15 protein-coding genes are annotated in these 19224 nt (G+C 41.1%); all 15 read right to left on the reverse strand.

Annotated features, from left to right (window positions below):
* Positions 1-8: 8 nt before the first annotated feature.
* The 15 genes from BLO53_RS01625 to BLO53_RS01695 all read right to left on the reverse strand — a co-directional run bounded on the left by BLO53_RS01625 (position 9) and on the right by BLO53_RS01695 (position 19216).
* Positions 9-1247 (reverse strand): AAA family ATPase, encoded by a 1239-nt coding sequence (locus BLO53_RS01625; RefSeq protein ID WP_092058614.1) that lies wholly within the window; start codon positions 1245-1247, stop codon positions 9-11.
* Positions 1240-2895: a DUF5722 domain-containing protein gene (locus BLO53_RS01630; RefSeq protein ID WP_092058616.1), complete on the reverse strand. Its 1656-nt coding sequence runs from the start codon at positions 2893-2895 to the stop codon at positions 1240-1242. Before BLO53_RS01630 ends, BLO53_RS01625 begins: the two co-directional genes overlap by 8 nt.
* Before the next feature lie 27 nt (positions 2896-2922).
* Positions 2923-4119 carry an FprA family A-type flavoprotein gene (locus BLO53_RS01635; RefSeq protein ID WP_092058618.1) on the reverse strand — a complete coding sequence of 399 codons (1197 nt, stop codon included), beginning with the start codon at positions 4117-4119 and terminating at the stop codon, positions 2923-2925.
* Between the two features lie 71 nt (positions 4120-4190).
* Positions 4191-7286, reverse strand: a complete 3096-nt coding sequence (locus BLO53_RS01640; RefSeq protein ID WP_092058620.1) for an ATP-binding protein — start codon at positions 7284-7286, stop codon at positions 4191-4193.
* 12 nt (positions 7287-7298) lie between these two features.
* A complete protein-coding gene (locus tag BLO53_RS01645; RefSeq protein ID WP_092058622.1) occupies positions 7299-8633 on the reverse strand; it encodes an ABC transporter substrate-binding protein in 1335 nt (444 codons plus the stop codon).
* 30 nt (positions 8634-8663) lie between these two features.
* Positions 8664-9170: a flavin reductase family protein gene (locus BLO53_RS01650; RefSeq protein ID WP_176757114.1), complete on the reverse strand. Its 507-nt coding sequence runs from the start codon at positions 9168-9170 to the stop codon at positions 8664-8666.
* Between the two features lie 26 nt (positions 9171-9196).
* Complete coding sequence (locus BLO53_RS01655) at positions 9197-9700, reverse strand: GreA/GreB family elongation factor (RefSeq protein ID WP_026489497.1); 504 nt, start codon at positions 9698-9700, stop codon at positions 9197-9199.
* Between the two features lie 73 nt (positions 9701-9773).
* Positions 9774-10637 carry a class II fructose-1,6-bisphosphate aldolase gene (gene fba / locus BLO53_RS01660; RefSeq protein ID WP_026489496.1) on the reverse strand — a complete coding sequence of 288 codons (864 nt, stop codon included), beginning with the start codon at positions 10635-10637 and terminating at the stop codon, positions 9774-9776.
* Positions 10638-10722: 85 nt separating this feature from the next.
* Positions 10723-12813, reverse strand: coding sequence for an alpha-glycosidase (locus BLO53_RS01665; protein WP_092058626.1), 2091 nt, complete (start codon positions 12811-12813; stop codon positions 10723-10725).
* 204 nt (positions 12814-13017) lie between these two features.
* Positions 13018-14877 carry an ATP-dependent zinc metalloprotease FtsH gene (gene ftsH, locus BLO53_RS01670; RefSeq protein WP_092058628.1) on the reverse strand — a complete coding sequence of 620 codons (1860 nt, stop codon included), beginning with the start codon at positions 14875-14877 and terminating at the stop codon, positions 13018-13020.
* A gap of 26 nt (positions 14878-14903) precedes the next feature.
* The gene (hpt, locus tag BLO53_RS01675) at positions 14904-15428 is read right to left on the reverse strand and encodes a hypoxanthine phosphoribosyltransferase (protein ID WP_026489494.1); all 525 of its coding nucleotides are present in this window, start codon (positions 15426-15428) and stop codon (positions 14904-14906) included.
* A 15-nt stretch (positions 15429-15443) separates the two neighbouring features.
* Complete coding sequence (gene tilS / locus BLO53_RS01680; protein ID WP_092058630.1) at positions 15444-16850, reverse strand: tRNA lysidine(34) synthetase TilS; 1407 nt, start codon at positions 16848-16850, stop codon at positions 15444-15446.
* A 75-nt stretch (positions 16851-16925) separates the two neighbouring features.
* Entirely contained in the window at positions 16926-17237 is a 312-nt protein-coding gene (locus BLO53_RS01685) for an FtsB family cell division protein (protein WP_026489492.1), read from the reverse strand.
* Positions 17238-17307: 70 nt separating this feature from the next.
* Positions 17308-17547: an RNA-binding S4 domain-containing protein gene (locus BLO53_RS01690; RefSeq protein WP_026489491.1), complete on the reverse strand. Its 240-nt coding sequence runs from the start codon at positions 17545-17547 to the stop codon at positions 17308-17310.
* Position 17548: 1 nt separating this feature from the next.
* On the reverse strand, positions 17549-19216 hold the full coding sequence (locus BLO53_RS01695; RefSeq protein ID WP_092058632.1) for a PEGA domain-containing protein: 1668 nt from the start codon (positions 19214-19216) through the stop codon (positions 17549-17551).
* Positions 19217-19224 lie beyond the last annotated feature (8 nt).

Consider the following 19224-nt stretch of genomic DNA (forward strand, 5'->3'; position numbering starts at 1 on the left):
CAAGATTGTCAAATAGATGTATTTTCCTCTGTCTCATCGACAGTCTTCTCAACAGCCTGTTCTTCCGTAGTCTTGGATATTACAGACAAATCCTCCAGATCTTCCCTCAGAATTGTCATCATATCATCTCCAGTAGGATTCTCTATTCCGGAGATTCTGCGGGCCTGATTAGTTATGATTTCTTCAAAGAGATTACGGATCTCTCTGGCATTAGCAAAGTTCTCGATGTTCTCCATCTTCTTGGCTGTAATAAGAGCTCTGATCTGATGCTTAACATCCTCATCAACCTTGTAATCGTACTTGTCACAGTTCATGTAGAATATCTGCTCAAGCTCATCGATGCTATAGTCTGAGAAGTCTATATATTTGTTGAATCTGGACTTTAATCCTGGGTTAGACTCTATGAACTTCTTCATAGGCTCTGTGTATCCCGCTACGATAACAACAAAGTCATCACGGTTATCTTCCATAGCTTTTAGGATAGTATCAATTGCTTCCTGACCGAAAGCGTCGTCCTTCTGTGAAAGAGCATATGCCTCATCAATAAAAAGAACTCCACCCTTTGCCTTTTTGATCTGCTCCTGGGTTTTGATAGCTGTCTGTCCTACGTAACCAGCTACAAGTCCTGATCTGTCTACCTCTACAAGCTGTCCCTTCGAAAGAACTCCAATCTGCTTGTAAATCTTGGCTATAATTCTAGCAACTGTGGTCTTACCTGTACCAGGATTACCAGTAAACACAAGGTGTAATGATACTGGAACTGACTTAAGTCCCTGGTCCTGTCTAGCCTTCTGAACCTTAACAAAGGCCGTAAGCTCTTTTACATCATCCTTGATCTTGTCAAGTCCTATAAGCTTATCCAGAGTTTCCATTGGGTCTTCCTCTGGCTCCTGCTCCTTGGGCTCTTCTTCCTGCCTGGGCTTTATGCCGGCAATCTCCGGATCAGACTTAAGAAGATTCTTGGCTTCATCAAGAGCGCTGTTAGCGTTCTTAATTGCATCTCCAAGGGAATCAGCCGCATCTCCTATTGCTTTCTCCTGTTCGATCTTTTCAGGTGTCTTTTCTTTCTCTTTCTCTGGAGCATTCAGCTCGAATTCCTTGTCAAATACAGATCCATCAATGCTGTCAGCATTAACTTCTGATGCTGCTTTGAAAAAATCATCGTAAACGCTTCCAAGAAGGTTTTTCTGCATGTTAGTAATCTTATTAAGTGTCTCTAATTCTTTATCTAAATCTTTATTAGTCATTTAAAAACCAGCCGTTTCTGGTAAGGAACGTTCTATTTGCAACCATTGAATTAACGTCAGCCCCGATTATAGCTGAAGCCTGAGCCTTGTAAGTCTCCTGCTGTGCAGTTCCCATAGCCTTGTAGTAGTTATAAGCCATCTTGGGCGTTCCGTCAAGGTTTTTAAGCCCCTGTGCAATATGGCTCTCCATTTCGTGAGCATTATCAGTTTCCCTAAAGAGGATAAAGCTCTTGATATAAGGATTATTGGCAGCCATTGTATATGCATATACGATAGAAGCGGCCTGAGCATCCTCACCAAATTCAGAAGTATAGCCAATCTCTGTAAGAGCAACGTTGCGGACCTGTCCTGCAGGATTTAAGAACGCTGGCTGGCTTATGTAGTCAGTAAATACATAAATGTTCTCCATTGTGATGTACTTACTTGATACATTATTGCTAACGTACTGAGCCTGCTGCTTCCAAGCATATGGGTCAAACAAAGGTGCATTGTATGGATGAATAGAAACAGACCAGTCGATGTTTCCTTCTCTTACCATGTAGTAGTTGAATCTATCAAGGAAGTCCTTGGAAAGTGAACATCCAGGATTTGATTTTCTCTGCCACTCCTGATCAATAGAGTTGTAGATTCTGGCATTGGCATTAACTGCCTTGATCTCATTGTAGAAGATTCTAAATGCCTTCACATACTCGCTGACATTGAGCTCAAGATTTGTTGAGTTCATGTAGTACCACTCTGTTCTGGCATTAACCTCATTACCAATAACCCAGTTATCAACTGTACCGTAGGCACCACCTGAATATCTGTTAGCCAAAAAAGCTGCAATAGCCTTAAGATGCTGAGTTCCGCCATCTTCCTTGGTGTTCATCGCATAGCCTGGGCATACATGTGAATCCCTTGAAAGAGGATGAATAAGATCTGCTCCAGCGGCTGTCTTGTTATTTAAGATTGTAAGTGTAAGCTGGAAATTGTTGCTACGGCAGAAGCCCACAAATGCATCATATTGAGCCAGGCCTGCACTGCTGAAATAATAGTCAACACCATTGTAATTAAACAAGATTGCTCCTGGATCTGTTGCCTGGCAGACAATATCCCCCATGTAGAGGTTGTAAACCATCTGCGCAATACCAAGATCCTTGAATGTTGCTGCGTTTGCATCATTTGGAAGAATACCCTTGATGCCGTGATCATTTCTGGCAACTGTCTTGTAGGCGTTTCCCTCAGGGTTTGTGATGTAGTGCTCATCACTTACCTGAATCATTGATCCGCCGCTCTTTACAGCAACCAGGAACTTTTTAGACAGATTTGATTCTCCTGAATTATATCCAAGAGGAAAAGAAAAAGTGGCATTATTCCCCCTGTCTGCAGAAGCCACGATCTTGCCAACGGTTCCATCCTGATACACTTCATCTGAATACAAATAGAATTTGCCATCATCTGAAGCAGGGACATTTGAACAGGATACGTTAACCACAACATTGCCGCCCTGGATCACGCAGGATGTGATGCTCACAGGTCTTCCTGCTGCCTCTGATACAAGTCCTGCGCCGCCGGAAACGACAAGAGCTCCCTTTATGCCGCAAGCAATCGCTGCCGCCATAGTGACTACAGCGACTACCTTCTTAAACATACTTATACTCTTTTTCACACTCTACCTCCAAAAATAAATTTGTTATCAAGCCCCGATGATTGCATCTGCAAAGCGTTCAAGGCTCTCCTGATCATTTTTATGAAGTGCACTTTTTATTGTAAGACTCTCATCTACAATTGTCACGTTTTTAAGTGTAGAAATCTTCTCAGTCATGAGTTTAACTGTAACCGGAGCCCATGTGCCGTTCTGGGCCAGCGCAAATACTCTGTTCTGCACTCCAAGAGCATTCATATCTGATAAAAAGCTCTCCATTGGTGGATAAATTCCGTTGTTATAAGTCGGGCACATCAGTACAAGCTTTTTACAGCGCCATACTTCGCCAATAAGGTATGATACATCTGTTCCTGAAACATCAAATACCTTAATATCAGCATTTGTCTTTTCCCTGATGCATGAAGCAAGGGCCTGCGCAGCACTTGCAGTGTGTCCATATAAACTTCCGTATATAATTGCAATATCGTCAGTCTCTGGCTCATAGGTGCTCCACTTCTGGTACTTATCGATAAACCAGGCAATATCTTTTCTCCAGACTGGTCCGTGAAGAGGCAGAATCATCTGAATATCAAGTCCTGCTGCCTTCTTGAGTACTGCCTGAACCTGCATACCATATTTTCCAACAATATTTGCATAATATCTTCTTGCTGAATCCAGAAAATCTTTTTCAAAATCATACTCATCGCTAAAGATTCCGCCATCAAGTGCGCCAAAGGTTCCAAAAGCATCGGCGCTTAGAAGAGCCTTGCTAGCTGTATCATAAGCAAACATAACCTCTGGCCAATGCACCATAGGTGCGTTTACAAACTGGAAGGTATGTTTTCCAGTAGAAAGCGTATCTCCCTCTTTTACTTCTAGTTTGTTATAAGAAGCTGATTCAGGGAAGAACTGCTCCATAAAGGTAAATGTCTTGGCATTACCAACGATTGTTACCTCTGGGAAAAGACCTGCCACAAGGCTTATAAGTGAGCAGTGATCAGGTTCCATATGAAGAACCACAAGATAATCCAGCTTTCTTCCATCAAGACTGTCCTTTAAATTTTCAAGATACTGATCTGACACTGTAATATCTGCTGTGTCAAAAACAGCTGTCTTTTCATCATCAATAAAATAGCTGTTGTATGATACTCCCTCTGGTATAGGAAAAATATTTTCAAAGCGCTCAAGTCTCTTGTCGCTTCCACCAATCCAGAATATTCCGTCCGTAATCTTTTTTACGCCCTTCACAATTCCACCTCCGCCAATTTATTTTTTCAACATTATCAATATTTTCTCACATTTATGACTTAAATCAAACCTTACTTATTCTTAAATTCAAGAATTGTTTTTTCCACAACCTTTATGTCTATAGGCTTTGTTACATGTGCGTTCATTCCGGCATCAAAGGCTAGCTGTACATCATCTGCATATGCATTGGCTGTCATGGCTATAATAGGGATTCTCTGTGACCAGTCTGTACCAAGTGCCCTGATAGCTGCTGCCGCTTCATAGCCATTCATTACAGGCATCTGGATATCCATTAGGATCATGTCGTAGTCTCCCTCATTGGCTGCCTTGAACATGTCCACAACTTCCTGACCATTACATCCTCTAGTGACCTTGGCTCCGCACATATCCATAAGTTCTGTCAGGATATCCGCATTAATATCATTGTCTTCTGCTGCCAGGAATCTCATTCCTTCAAGAGGATTCTTTGCTTCTTCTTTGACTTCATTAAGCTTTGTAATATCATCAATAGCCTGTCGCAGATTAACCTTGAATACTGGTTTTTGAAGTACCTCATTACAACCAGCTTCTCTTATTTTATCCGCCAGCTTCTCATAGTTATCCACAACTGCAATGATAAGACTGTTATTTCGTTTGTCTTTTCCACGTATATTCTTTATTAGCTCAACAATATCAATATCTTCTACAGTCTCATCCACCAGAATAAGGTCATAGTTCTTATTCTCCGCAGCCATATCATCTATCATCTTTATGGCTTCGAAGCCAGAATATGCGCAATCTGCAGAAAATGCATCCTTCTCATAGGCTTTTCTGTGCTTGGCATCCTCTTCCATACCACTGTTAATAACAAGCATAGAGTGAATTCCATGGCCGCTCCAGAAATCCACATCCTTACTTTCCACAGCCTTGAGCCTTAGGTTTACTGTGAAGGTGCTTCCCTTTCCCTCCTCAGATTCAACTCTGATGGTTCCACCCATAAGTTCTACAAGGCTCTTTGTGATAGCCATTCCTAGCCCTGTTCCCTGGATTGTCTTGGTTGCACCCTTCTCCTCTCTTGAGAATGCATCAAATATCTTATCCTTATACTCTGCCTTCATTCCCATTCCATTGTCTTTTACTACAAAGGTCACATTCTGGAATCCTTCTGAAGAAGAAGCAGACTCACTTATATTAAATTCAATCTTTCCGCCTTCTTGCGTGTACTTTATAGCATTTCCAAGGATATTCATTAGGATCTCATTTATCCTCTTCTTATCTCCTATGAATATCTCATGCTGCATGGCTCCTACAGTTACCACGTACTCCTGATTCTTGGCCTTTGCCTGGAAGCTTATAACGGAGTTTATCTCCTCCAGTAATAGTCCCAGTGGAAGCTCAGCTATATCAAGGGTGGTCTTACCGCTTTCAATCTTGCTCATATCAAGAACATCATTCAGAAGTGACAAAAGATTCTGTGAAGCAAGGCTGATCTTGTGGGTATATTCTTTTACCTTATCAGGATCATCAGAATGTTTGTCAATAAGAAGGTTAAAGCCTGTAATAGCATTCATAGGTGTCCTGAAATCATGGGACATATTGGCCAAAAAGCTAGTCTTTGCCTTATTAGCAGTTTCTGCTGCGCTAAGTGCTTCCTGAAGCTGGTGATTTCTCTTGAATTCCTGAGTTCTGTCATAGAGGGCCAGAGCAATTCTCTTTCCACCATCATCTATTGTACATACTATAATTCCTCTGTAATACAGGCGGTCACCGGTCTTTTCATTTTTAAACACTATCTCATCCAGTATTATTTCTTCGCCTTTATTACGGCAATTTTCTATGATACTTTCAAATGTATCGTATTTGTCCTCTTCTATAAGGTGCGCCTTCTCTATATTCCTTATATCATCCTGTATTTCACTTAATGGTATACCAAGAACATCCTCCACATTAGCTGTTACAAAACTTGGTTTCATGCTGTCTTCATCAATGATTGCCAGGATATCATTATTTTTTTCAACTACAAAGTCAAACAGCCATTCTCTATAATGGATATCATTTTCCTTCATCTGAAGGTCTTCTTCGTTACGTCTGTTGATTTCCTCAACCATCTCGCTTAACTGGCCTGCCATTCCTACCATTGCTGTGGAGAGGCTACCAATCTCATCATTGGTTCCATCCTTGTCATTTACTGCGAAATTGCCCTTCCTGATCTGGCCAGCTATTTCATTTAAATTCTTTATCCTGCGGCTTAGCTTTTCAGAATAAATCGATGCAACAACAAATGACAGCATGAACAATATCGCCGCTATCACAACGTCTGACATCAGGATTGATACTACATCTGAGGTGATCTCATTTCTATCTACATAGTAAAAGAGCTTCCAGCCATTAGTCAGTTTTCCAGAAGAAGCCATAAAATAGTCGTTCGTATTTATGAACTGGTTATCCATGAAATCAAGTCCATATCCCATGGCAACCTGACATATTTCTGTATCAAGCTTTTTATCGTCTATAGCTTTATGTATTATGATATTTCTGTTTTTATCTAAGATAAGAATACCATTATCCAAGTATCCAGCGTGATTTATAAGGGAAAAGAACTCATTATTGCTTATCTTTACTACAACCATACCAACAATCTTTGAGGAAGTAGCTATATCTACTAGTGCCTTTATCGCATAAACCCCTCCGGCGTCGTCAGTTACCCACATTATGCTATAGTCATTTCGGCAAAGCTCATACCATTTTTTCTCATGCTCAGATGCAGGCTTTTTTAAAAAATCTCCAAGATGATCCGCAGGAATAAGCTCTGAATACACAATAATTGACTCGATACTACTATCACTACTAAGGTAGTACCAGATAAGAGGTTCGATATTTATATTTAGCTCTTCAGACAAGGCATAAGGATTGCTGCTTGCATGCTCAAGTGTTTCTCTTAATCGCTCTTCAAAAGTTAAGAAGTTAATTACATCATTTTCTTTTTTGCAATTGCTCTCCAGACCATTAGAGATAACTTCTGTATCTCCCTGCATGGCTATCTGAGTCTGCTGGATAAGGTTATTTCTAGCTACTACATACATATAAATGCCCAGTATCACGATAGGCACCACAATAAGCACAGCTATGATTGCTCTAAACTGCGTCTTTATACTAAAACTCCATCGACTTTGCTTTTTTGCACTCATAAAAACGACCTCTTAGTTTTCTTTGAAAATACTGCCAGCCCTATCATCAATCGACTTAAAAGCTGAATCAAGACTCTTATCACCCATTACAACTCTCTGAAGTTCCTCGCCAAAAACTTTATAAATTTCACTACTGTGATCTCCCCAGCTGTTCCATGGCATTACCATTCGTCCCGAATCCTCCAATGGTCTTATGGAATCAAATTCCTCTGGATTGTCAAAAACAACTCCTTTTAGATACGTCTGGCTTCCCTGTCTGTCCTGCCACAAGGCTCTCTGACCTTTTTCTGTAGAGATAGACTCAACTACCTCCTTGGCAATCTGTATGTTGGGTGCAAAGCTGTTTACAGCAAAGCCGCAGTTACATCCACCAATAAGAGCCGCTCTTCCTACAAAATCACTATACACAGCCATTGTGCCCATTTTAATATTTGGATTAGCCTCCACTATTCTGTTGTAGTCATATAGTCCGCCCATGTACATAAAACTCTTCCCAGAAGCAAATTCATCTATTGCCGCTGCTTCATCCATAATGCACATTTGCCTTGTATAAACCTTATGTATGCAAAGCTCCTGCCACTTGGACATATACGGCCTTATCTCATCATAAAATGACGCCCTTCCATAAGCCAGGCGTCCTCCAAATTTCTTGCCTTCATTTGAGGTAAAATACCCCGAAGCCAAAAGAGCCAAAGCAGTATCCGCAACTTTATCTGTGTCCTTTAACCCTGCCGACATAGGCTTTATGCCCATTTCATAGTTCATAAAGTCGCACAGTTCCACAAAGCTTTTAAAGGAAACCGGAAGCTTTTGCCCACTTTGATCTAGTATTTCTTTATTGTAAAAAATACACTGAAAATCGCTTGTGCAGGGAACAGCGTAAACCTCATTTCCATACATAAAGGCATTACGGCCTTCATCAGTAAAGTCCTGACAATACTCAGAGAGATCTTCTATATACCTGTTCTTTGCATGCTTTTTAGCCATGGTGGGTGTCATCATGACAATGCTTGTGGCAGTCTTTGAAGCCAGTTCAGCATCTATTATTGGTTCGTAGCTGTTTTTAGATATATATTTGTATTCAAATGTATAATCCGGGTGTTCTTCGGCTAGAAAAGCCATTAGATTTTTGACACAGGACTCATCGAGCCATCCTGATATCTGCACAGTTTTATCTGGGTCAAAGAATTTGAGTTCCTCAGATATACTGTTCTCATAGTCTTCTAAAATGTGCGCACCTTCCTCAAAGCGTACATAAGGATTTCCACATCCTGATAGTACACCAACTAAAAGCACGCAAATGCTGGTCAAAACAGAAAAGATATTTCTAACTTTTTTTGCTATCATATGCCCCTCAATAAGCACATTTTAAACTAGTTATCTTATCAATACCTTCTTGATTTCCCCAACGTAAATTACATAATCCGCTATTTCTTTTTCCTCTACCTCTGGGAGAATGCTCTTTATAAAGCCCTCCACACCGATTTCTTTCTTATAGAGCACTCTGCATATAATAACATTGCTGGCTTCCTCAATAAGTGGAACCCCCTGATAATATCCCACATTGAGTCTTGCACCCTTTATTTTGTCCTCATCCCTGCCTGAAACGGCTACGAGGTACTTCATAGCACCTCTATATTGCTCATTATCTAAAAAGCTAAGCGAGTATTCGCCGGAAGCATCAATGAGTTCCTTGGTGTATCTGTCTTTCCTGACACAAATAAAAGTGACGCGTTTCCCCCACATCTGGCCAACTCCACCATTTGAGGTTGCTGTAGTGTTGACCTTTGTTCCGTCTCCTGCAGTTACAAGAAATCTTCTGCCACTAAAGACATAAGCGCCCTGCTCAACTTCTTCCGGGTTAAAGTCCTGAAATACTCGCATATACACCTCCAGAAACAAGGAAAACATCAGAAATCTCTAATCTTATCGTCCTCTGTGAGACCTGTGTTTTCAATTTTAGTTATCGTTATTTTATAACTATAATTATCGCTTACTTTTATAGTAACACGGTCTCCTACTTTATGTCCAAGTAATTGTTTTCCAAGTGGTGATTCTATACTAATAAGACCTTTTAGGGAATTCTGACGCATTGTTGTAACAATCTTGTAGGTTTCATCAACATCATCTTCCTCAACATGTACAGTGACTGTCTTATTCATTCCGACCTGATCTTCTGTAGTGTTGTCATCAATAACCTTGGCGGTCTTTATCATTCTCTCTAAAAAGCGGATACGGCTTTCATTCTGATTCTTGGCCTTTTTAGCTGCGTAATATTCAAAATTCTCAGACAAATCTCCCTGAGCTCTTGCTTCCTTGACATGCTCTAAAAGCTCTTTTCTCACAACGATCTTGCGGTGCTCGATCTCTGCCTCCATATCCTCAATATCTTTACGTGTAAGTTCATTGTTCATTGGTTTCGCCCCCCTAAAAATTAAAGGGCGAAGCCATTCGGCCTCGCCCCAATTTGATCTAGTTCTGATCGAATCAAGCCTTTCCAACTGATCCGAAGAGTTCCATCTTCTCCTTAACTGTAGCCTTGATAGCTTCAGCGCCTGGAGCAAGAAGCTTACGAGGATCAAATCCCTTACCCTCAAGGTCCTTACCAGCCTCAACATACTTACGTGTAGCTTCTGCGAATGAAAGCTGGCACTCAGTATTAACGTTGATCTTGGATACACCAAGAGAAATAGCTTTCTTGATCATATCTGCAGGAATTCCTGTGCCGCCGTGAAGTACGAGAGGCATAGCTCCTGTCTTCTGCTGAATAGCATCAAGAACGTCAAATCTAAGTCCTGGCCATCCCTCTGGATACTTACCATGGATGTTACCGATACCAGCTGCGAGCATATCTACGCCGAGATCAGCGATTCTCTTACACTCTTCTGGATCAGCACACTCGCCCATTCCTACAACGCCGTCTTCCTCGCCGCCGATTGAACCAACCTCAGCCTCGATAGAAATACCAAGCTGGTGAGAAACGTTAACGAGCTCTGATGTCTTAGCAACGTTCTCTTCGATGTCATAGTGTGAACCATCGAACATGATAGATGTGAATCCAGCCTTGATGCACTTGTAACATCCGTCATATGTACCATGATCAAGATGAAGTGCTACAGGAACTGTGATTCCAAGGCTCTCGTCCATAGCCTTTACCATTGCTGCAACAGTACCAAAACCTGTCATATATTTACCAGCACCCTCAGATACACCAAGGATAACTGGGGACTTAAGCTCTTCTGCTGTGAGAAGGATTGACTTTGTCCATTCCAGGTTATTGATGTTGAACTGACCAACTGCATAGTGGCCTTCTTTTGCTTTTACAAGCATGTCTTTTGCGGATACTAACATTGTTCTTCTCCCTTATTCCGTTGAATTTATAGATAAGTACATTATATACTCGTTGTCTGAAAAAATAAAGTTAATCATTTCACAATCAGCCAAAATCAAAGAAGTTATCTGCCCAGAATTCATCATCTGACACAGGTGCAAAGCTGTTGTATCTAAGCACTATTCCTGATCTTCTTGAAAGCGTAAGAGTAAGAACACCATCCTTGACTCTTACAGTTGATCCGTCTTTGATATAACCTGTATTGTCTGAAGATAAAAGAGTACTGAGATTGGCATCCCTTGGGATTCCTGTCTGCCATACCTCTATCTCTTTGGTAACTTCAAAATCATTATTGTTGATTGCAACAATGACAGCCGCTGTTCTATTAAATCTTCCATAGGCGATAAAATTATTATCTGCCAGAAGTTCTCTGATAGATCCGGAAATAAGCTCAGGGCATTCCTTGTGGATAGCGATCATATCCTTGTGGAAGGCTATCATCTCTTTATCCTCATGGCCCCATGGGTAAGTTCTTCTGTTATCTGGATCTGTAAATCCACATAATCCTGCTTCATCTCCGTAATATATTGTAGGAGCACCAGGCCATGTCATCTGAACAATGACAGCCTCTCTCATAACACCCTTATTGATTCCTGTCTCTGCAGAAGAAGGCATAAGATCTGATACTCTTCCCACCTTCTGAGATGTTCTTGTAAGAAATCTTGAATGATCATGGTTAGACAATTCATTCATAGCAGTGTACAGAGAAGGCATGCTGAAATTCTCGCCTCCACAGTAGTTCATAGTATCAAAGAACTCTCTTGCGTTACCTACTCTTGCGGGCTGAAATTCATCTGAATGTTTCTCCATTCCAGTCAGGAACCAGGTGAGCGGCTCCATGAAGGCATCGTAGTTCATTACAGTGTCCCATTCATCTCCCTGCATCCACTCGCCTGCTGGTCCGTAGTGTTCAGCCAAAATTATAGCCTCTGGATTGGCCTTCTTGACTTCTGCCCTGAATCTCTTCCAGAACTTGTGATTGTACTCTCTGGAGTGGCCAAGATCTGCCGCCACATCAAGTCTCCATCCATCAGCATTGTAAGGTGGAGAAACCCATTTGCGTCCGATTCTTATTATATAATCTTCAAGCTCCTTGGAGCCTTCATAATTGAGTTTGGGAAGGGTATCATAACCCCACCAGCCATCATAATTTCCATTGTATGGCCAGTTTCCTCCGTTAAAAGAGAAGAAGTCATGATAAGGACTGTCGCCAGCCACATAGGCGCCCTTCTTATAATCGCTGGCCTTTTCGTATATACGCTCTTTGTCCAGCCACTTGTTAAAGGAACCACAGTGGTTAAAAACTCCGTCCAGAATTACTCTTATGCCTCTCTTGTGAGCCTCTTCTACAAGCTGCGCAAAAAGGGCATCACTGGCTTCAAGATTCCTCTTACTTGTCACCCTGCTGATATATCTTGTGGACTTTGAATTATCCTCTGAGCCGTCATTGAGTTCACCTTCGTCCTCAAGTATCACTCCAAAATGTGGATCAATATGATCGTAGTCCTGAGTATCATACTTGTGAGAAGATGGAGAAACAAAAAGTGGATTAAAATAGATCACGTCTATTCCAAGGTCCTTAAGGTAATCAAGTTTGTCCATTACACCCTTAAGGTCTCCGCCGTAAAATTCTCCAAAATCCCATTTTGAATCAGGATACTGACTCCATTCATCAACATGAATGCTCTTGTGTCCGTTATAAACATATTCTCCAGTCAGTACATCGTTGGACTTATCTCCATTACAGAATCTGTCAACGAAGATCTGATACATTACAGCACCCTTGGCCCATGATGGTGTAGAAAAGCCTGGAAATATCTTAAACTTCATACTATCAAGGATATTCCTGCTGCAGCCTCTCTTATCGTATATCAAAACATTGCCATCATCAGCACTTATCTCGAAGTAGTACATCACAGGTTCACTTCCTGTCTTCACTTCCACGTCGAAATAAGCAAACTCACCATCAGTTTCACTAAGGCGCATCTTGCGTCTCTCATTCCCCCAAACTAGTGTAGGTTCTACCTTATCCCCTGCGGCAGTTCTAAGTCTTACCTGTGTCTTTCTATTCTTATCTGGTTCCGCTGGTCTTAAATAATCCAGGGTCATATCATGAAATAAAGCTTTTGTGTTCATACTCTTTCCTATACATGCAAAAAAGACAGCTACGACGCTGTCTTTTTAGAGAAGGTATTTCTTTCTTATGGGGTATAGCAAAAAACTATATAATGTATTGGGGGGTTACGCATATTATACTAACATCCACCCATACCCGCGTAAAGACTAATACTTCACAAATTTGTCAAAAACAGCTGTATGTTTTTGTGCATTATTACTAAATTATATTTCTACATCCACGTCAGTAATGATTTCTCTCCCCTCAAAGAGAGCTTCAAATTCTTCTCTGCCAATCTTTTCTTTCTCAATCAGCAGATTCGCACTACTATGGAGTATATCTTCGTACTGAAGTATTATTTCCTTAGCTTTATCATAGCATTTATCGATGATCATCTTAACTTCTTTATCGATTTCCCCCGCCATGAACTCACTGTGCTTTTTGGAATGAGAAATGTCGTATCCGATAAATACATCTTCCTCATTCTCATCATAATTTATGACGCCTATATTCCCCGACATGCCATATTTGGTAACCATGTTTCTGGCCTCAGTAGTTGCCTTTTTGATATCACTTGAAGCGCCAGTAGTAATGTCGCCGAAAATGATCTCTTCTGCAATTCTTCCGCCAAGAGAAACCATGATATCCTCAAGCATTCTCTTTTTGGTAATAAACATTTCATCCTTTTCAGGAAGTGGCATTGTATAACCAGCTGCCCCAAGTCCTGTAGGAATGATAGATATTGTATGTACTGGTCCGACTTCTGGAAGAACATGGAACAAGATTGCATGACCAGTCTCATGATAAGCCGTGATCTTCTTCTCCTTGTCGGAAATGATACGGCTATGCTTCTCAGTACCGATTCCAACCTGGATAAATGCTCGCTCTATGTCCTCCTGTTTGATAACTCCTCTGTTACCCATGGCTGCATTAATAGCAGATTCGTTAAGGAGATTCTCAAGATCAGCTCCAGTAAATCCTGCTGTAGTCTGTGCTACCTTCTTCAGATCAACATCATCGGAAAGTGGCTTATTGCGGGCATGTACCTTGAGAATTTCCTCTCTTCCGCCTACATCAGGTCTGGAAACTGTGATCTTTCTATCAAAACGTCCTGGTCTCATGATAGCTGGATCAAGGATATCTACACGGTTTGTAGCCGCCATAACAATGATTCCTTCGTTGGTTCCAAATCCATCCATCTCAACCAGCATCTGATTAAGAGTCTGCTCTCTTTCATCATGTCCGCCACCCATACCGGTTCCACGTCTTCTGGCAACGGCATCTATCTCATCGATAAAGACGATACATGGTGCGTTCTTTTTTGCATCTGCAAAAAGATCTCTAACTCTTGATGCACCTACACCAACAAACATCTCAACAAAGTCTGAACCTGATATTGTAAAGAACGGAACTCCTGCTTCTCCGGCTATAGCCTTGGCAAGAAGCGTCTTACCAGTACCAGGAGCACCTTCAAGAAGAACTCCCTTAGGTATTCTTGCTCCAACCTTGGTGAACTTGGCAGGATCCTTTAGAAATTCAATGATCTCTGCAAGCTGTTCCTTCTCCTCTTTAAGTCCGGCTACGTCATCGAGCTTGGTCTTATTCTCTTCGCTGGTAGACATTTTGGCTCTACTCTTGCCAAAATTCATCATCTTGGCATTTGTTCCGCCTCCAGCCTGCATTCCAGTCATCATTGTAAAGAAGAACACCATGATAACAAGACCAACTACTATTGGAATAATACCGTTTATCAGTATATTTTCGGAAGGTATGTCCTTGACCTCCAATAACACATCTGTTCCAGTCAAAAGAGCTTCTACCTTTGTGACGTCTGTTGAGTAAAAAAGAACCTCGTCACTTCCGTCAGTAAACAATACTCTTACAGATCCAGTGGGAGTCTCTGCATTTGGCATAATGACAACTTTTCCAACCTGACCAGCTTCTATATCTCTGGTAAGTGTTGTCACGTTGTACACATCATTACTATTATTTAGTAGTCCGCTGCCGTATTCCATAACAACTACAAAAGCAAGCATTATCAGAATAATTATGAACAGCGAATTAAAACTTCTGGACTTATTCAAATTCCCCTTACCCCCTTCAAGGATAATTAATTGAACTCAACTACACCAATGTAAGGAAGATTGCGATATCTCTGGTCGTAGTCAAGGCCATAACCTACTACGAACTCATCTGGGATTTCAAATCCTGTATAATCAACCTTGACATCTGTGACTCTTCTCTCTGGCTTATCAAGTAATGTACAAAGCTTGATGCTGGATGGTCCTCTGTCTCCGAGCATCTTTATAAGATATGAAAGAGTTCTGCCTGAATCAACGATATCCTCAACAATAAGAACATCTCTGTCCTTGAGTGGTTCATCAAGATCCTTGACAATCTTAACTACTCCACTGGATTTTGTAGCACTTCCATAACTGGAAGCTGACATAAAGTCCATAGTTACAGGAACTGTAATACGCTTAGCAAGCTCACACATAAAGAAAACACCGCCCTTTAAGACGCATACCAGGTGAATTGACTTCCCCTGATAATCCCTGCTAATCATATCTCCTAATTCCTGGATTCTCTTATCCACTTCCTCTTCTGTAAGAAGGACACGAACTGATTCAGCCATTATTAAAAACCTCCATTATTCAATATTTATAGCTAATATCCTGCCTGTTGTATCACTGATCTTATAGGCTCCACTCATTCTAACTCCCGGAACCCATAAAACGTTACTACCATCCGTCAAGAGATAAATCTCATCCCGTTTGGATTGTGGAACCTTCTCATCGGTCATAAGCTTGCTTATTTTCTTCTTGTGAAGGCCATCTTCCTGCTCTAGAAGGATGTAATCATCTGGTCTGCGGCATCTAAAAACAGCTCCTTGTATTCTATCATAATCGAACCATTTAGTATACGCTGACGACGGAAACAGTTTCCCACCATTATATTGCAATATACTTATATGTGCCACACCTAAATTTGGAATATCTAATGATATTTTATCACCCACATCCAAATCCCGCGGTATTTCTAACTCTTTGGCCTTATCAGGTATTTTTTTTATGTCCTTTTTTCCTATTGTAAGTTCATCATAACTTCTAAGTGCAACAAGCCCATATGGCAGATCCACAGAGGCACTTCCGGTTGAATCACAAGAAAGAGCAAGTATAGAGTCAACATGGGCTGACGTGATATCTTTTCTGTGAGGTGTGAGTTTCTCAAGACTTTTTAATATAATGTTGGCCTTAATAGCCTCATCGCAGTCTCTAAAAGCCTTCAGATCTATCAAAAGATTACTCTTATTTCCTTTGACTATCTGCTTAAAAGCATCATCAGTCCTATTCTGGATATAATCATCTGCCTTGGCAAACTCAATAGCAGCTCTGCACAAATGCGCTACAGCACTACTATTAACATCTTTTTCCATTTTGGGAATGAGAATATTTCTCACTATGTTTCTGGTATGGATATTCTCATCATTGGTTTTATCATGGCAAAAGAGCTGTCTCTTTGCTTTTAAATATTTCTCAATTTCATCTCGTGTGACGCATAAAAAAGGCCTTATTATGTTTCCTCTTACCGGTCTTATAGCGCCTGCTCCATGAAGCCCGCTCCCTCTTAGAAGATTCATAAGAAGTGTCTCAGCCACATCATTTTGATGATGGGCAACAGCTATACAGTCTGCGCCTTTTCTTTTAGCTGTTTCCTCAAATGCTTCGTAGCGAGCGCGTCTGCCTGCTTCTTCCTCAGTCATTTTCCACTTTTTGGACAGAGCTGGAATGTCTTTATTATAAAAATCACACTCTATATCGTGTTCGGCACAAAAGGCCTTTACAAAGGCTTCGTCCTCAGTTGCCTCTTTCCTGATACCATGATTTACATGCACTGCAACTATATTAATGTTAAGAACCTTTTTTAGGGCGCGCAGCACAAGAAGCATGGCAGTTGAATCGCCACCACCCGAAAAACCCGCAAGCACAGTGCTTCCGGGATTGATCATATTATTAACTTTTATAAACTCATAAACTTTATTTTCAAAATTATTCATAATATGCCTAAGGAATAAAGCAAAGCGCAGACTTCATACGTTTCCTCGTATTGATGCCTGCGCCTTAGTTCATGATCAGTTGTCTTCATTTCTAAAGACAATTTCCCCGGGATATACTAGTCCCAACTTATCTCTGGCTGTATCCTCTATGTACTTACGCGTATGCGTATACTTCTCAAATTCGGCAATCTCTGCACTTCTCTTATTTTCTTCTTCGATCTGTGCAACGAGTGCCTCCTCTCTAGCCTGATATTCATTAGCTTTTTTAACAAGTGAAACACTCGATATAGATACTACCGTGACTAAGATCAACACTACGATACTAGCCCAGATCATACCTGCCGTATTTTGGAAGCGACGCCTTTTATAGCGTGCTCGCCTTGCCATAATTCTTTCCCTCATACAAAAAATATTGATATTTACCTAAATTTATAATAATACAGTTTTTTATTTCGTGTCAAATGTAACGATAAAGCTGACTTACGTCCTCTTTATGGATGGTTTCTTGCACATCTAATACTTCTACATTTACGTCTTTGTTACCAAATCCAATCGTAATCTTGTCTCCAACCTTCACCTCTGCAGAAGCCTTGGCTGGTCGGCCATTTATCTGTACTCTTCCTGCATCGCAGGCTTCGTTGGCAACTGTGCGTCTTTTTATAAGTCTTGTTACTTTTAAATACTTGTCTAATCTCATTTTAATCTCCTGAAGATGCAGAGGCTGTGCTTGCTGCATCGCTTATTTCTGTACTGCCTGAATGTGTTCCTCCATCAGATGATGAGGAAGAAGAACTATCATCAGAGCTTTCTCCTGAACTTGCATCCTTGGAGGAGTCCTGTCCGCCAGAACTGGATTCTGAAGAAGCATCCCCTGATGAATCTGAAGATTTCTCTGATGAAGCATCTGAAGAAGCATCTTTTGATGAACTTGAAGCTGTCGTAGCACTTGATGATGAATCTTCATCAGACTTTATCTTGATCATAGGTGGGAACTTATAATCAAGATCTGTTTTCGAAGTATCTATGTGGATTCTATAACTCTTTGTCTCGTAGCCATCTTTTTTCAGGATAACTTCATGGTTCCCTGAAATCTTGGCTATACTACATGGAATCATTCCAATATAACTGCCATCAAAATAAAGCTCTGCTCCATTTGGTTCATCCACATATATCCTGTAGCCCTCGATTACTTTGTTCTGCGCTGGATTATCAGATGAATTCTGGCTTACTGTTTCTTTTTTCTTTTGCTCAGCCGTAGTTGCTGTGCTTGCGCTCTTATCCCTGCTTGCGTCTTTGTTGCTAAGATCAGAGGATTCCTTATGAGGAAGCGTAGATGCTGAAGCCGCACTACTACTTTCAACTGCTGCAGAATCCTTTTCCAAAGATAAGCTGATAACGGACTTGGGTGTTCCTATTTTGAGGTACTTGGTCTGGGTAATATAGCCCTCCGCTAAGATTTTCAGATTGTGATAACCATACTGGATGCTCTGAGGAACCTTAGTCAGAACTCTCTGACCGTCCACAAAAACTTCTGCTGTTTCCGGCTCAATCTCAAATGTAACAAGGCCTTCCTTGGGCCTTGAAATGTTAACTTCACTTGTATCAACAACTGTCTCCTGATTACGGGATATGTTAACTTCAGTCTGATAATTGGCTCCATTTCCAAGTATCTGAAGTGTGTAGTCCCCTTCAGGCGCACTTAGGAGCATGTTAGGCGAAATCTTGTGAATCACTGCGTTATCAAGCTCAATCCAGGCTCCAACAAGGCTCTGGTTTTCCACCATTTCAGATGATAGACTCACGTAGCCATGCCCGCTCTCTACAACAACGCTATAAATATCATTGTCTATACCACAAACTGTAACCGTGTCTGTTTCAAGGATATCCTCTGCAAGAGCCAGCTGATCTTCGGCTATGATAAGAGTCCTTGGATCAATCTTATAAATGCTGCCATCTACTCTTGCTGTGCCATCATATCTGACAAAATCATGGTCTCTTGTAGTTGCAATAGTCCACGCCTTCCTTGAAACATCCAGCGTTGTGATATGCTTGGTACTCTTTAAAAAAGTAACATCTACAATCTGTCCAACTTCCAAGAGCCTTGGAGAAAGAGCCCTTCCATAGATGTCATACATCATACTGGTATTGTCGTAGCTAAGGGTATAGGTCTTGCCTGTGGAGTGATTTCTAAGTCGTATTTCCTTTTTATCCACATCAATAGACCTAATGGCTGCAGTATCAGCTGAATCATACCTGCCAATAAGAGAAACGTTAACCTTCCCACCGCTTGTAGCCTCTGATACTACTGCGGAATTTGAGGCCATGATCATTACTCCAATTAACAAAAGAGCCAATATCTTTTTCACTTTTATCC

The organism is Butyrivibrio sp. INlla14 (assembly GCF_900102515.1).
GTDB lineage: Bacteria > Bacillota > Clostridia > Lachnospirales > Lachnospiraceae > Butyrivibrio.

Bases quoted from the DNA above. Each gene is read 5' to 3' on its own strand.
- BLO53_RS01625 (WP_092058614.1), bottom strand. From the start codon at position 1,247: ATGACTAATAAAGATTTAGATAAAGAATTAGAGACACTTAATAAGATT.
- BLO53_RS01640 (WP_092058620.1), bottom strand. From the start codon at position 7,286: ATGAGTGCAAAAAAGCAAAGTCGATGGAGTTTTAGTATAAAGACGCAG.
- BLO53_RS01645 (WP_092058622.1), bottom strand. From the start codon at position 8,633: ATGATAGCAAAAAAAGTTAGAAATATCTTTTCTGTTTTGACCAGCATT.
- BLO53_RS01650 (WP_176757114.1), bottom strand. From the start codon at position 9,170: ATGCGAGTATTTCAGGACTTTAACCCGGAAGAAGTTGAGCAGGGCGCT.
- BLO53_RS01655 (WP_026489497.1), bottom strand. From the start codon at position 9,700: ATGAACAATGAACTTACACGTAAAGATATTGAGGATATGGAGGCAGAG.
- fba (WP_026489496.1), bottom strand. From the start codon at position 10,637: ATGTTAGTATCCGCAAAAGACATGCTTGTAAAAGCAAAAGAAGGCCAC.
- BLO53_RS01665 (WP_092058626.1), bottom strand. From the start codon at position 12,813: ATGAACACAAAAGCTTTATTTCATGATATGACCCTGGATTATTTAAGA.
- hpt (WP_026489494.1), bottom strand. From the start codon at position 15,428: ATGGCTGAATCAGTTCGTGTCCTTCTTACAGAAGAGGAAGTGGATAAG.
- tilS (WP_092058630.1), bottom strand. From the start codon at position 16,850: ATGAATAATTTTGAAAATAAAGTTTATGAGTTTATAAAAGTTAATAAT.
- BLO53_RS01685 (WP_026489492.1), bottom strand. From the start codon at position 17,237: ATGGCAAGGCGAGCACGCTATAAAAGGCGTCGCTTCCAAAATACGGCA.
- BLO53_RS01690 (WP_026489491.1), bottom strand. From the start codon at position 17,547: ATGAGATTAGACAAGTATTTAAAAGTAACAAGACTTATAAAAAGACGC.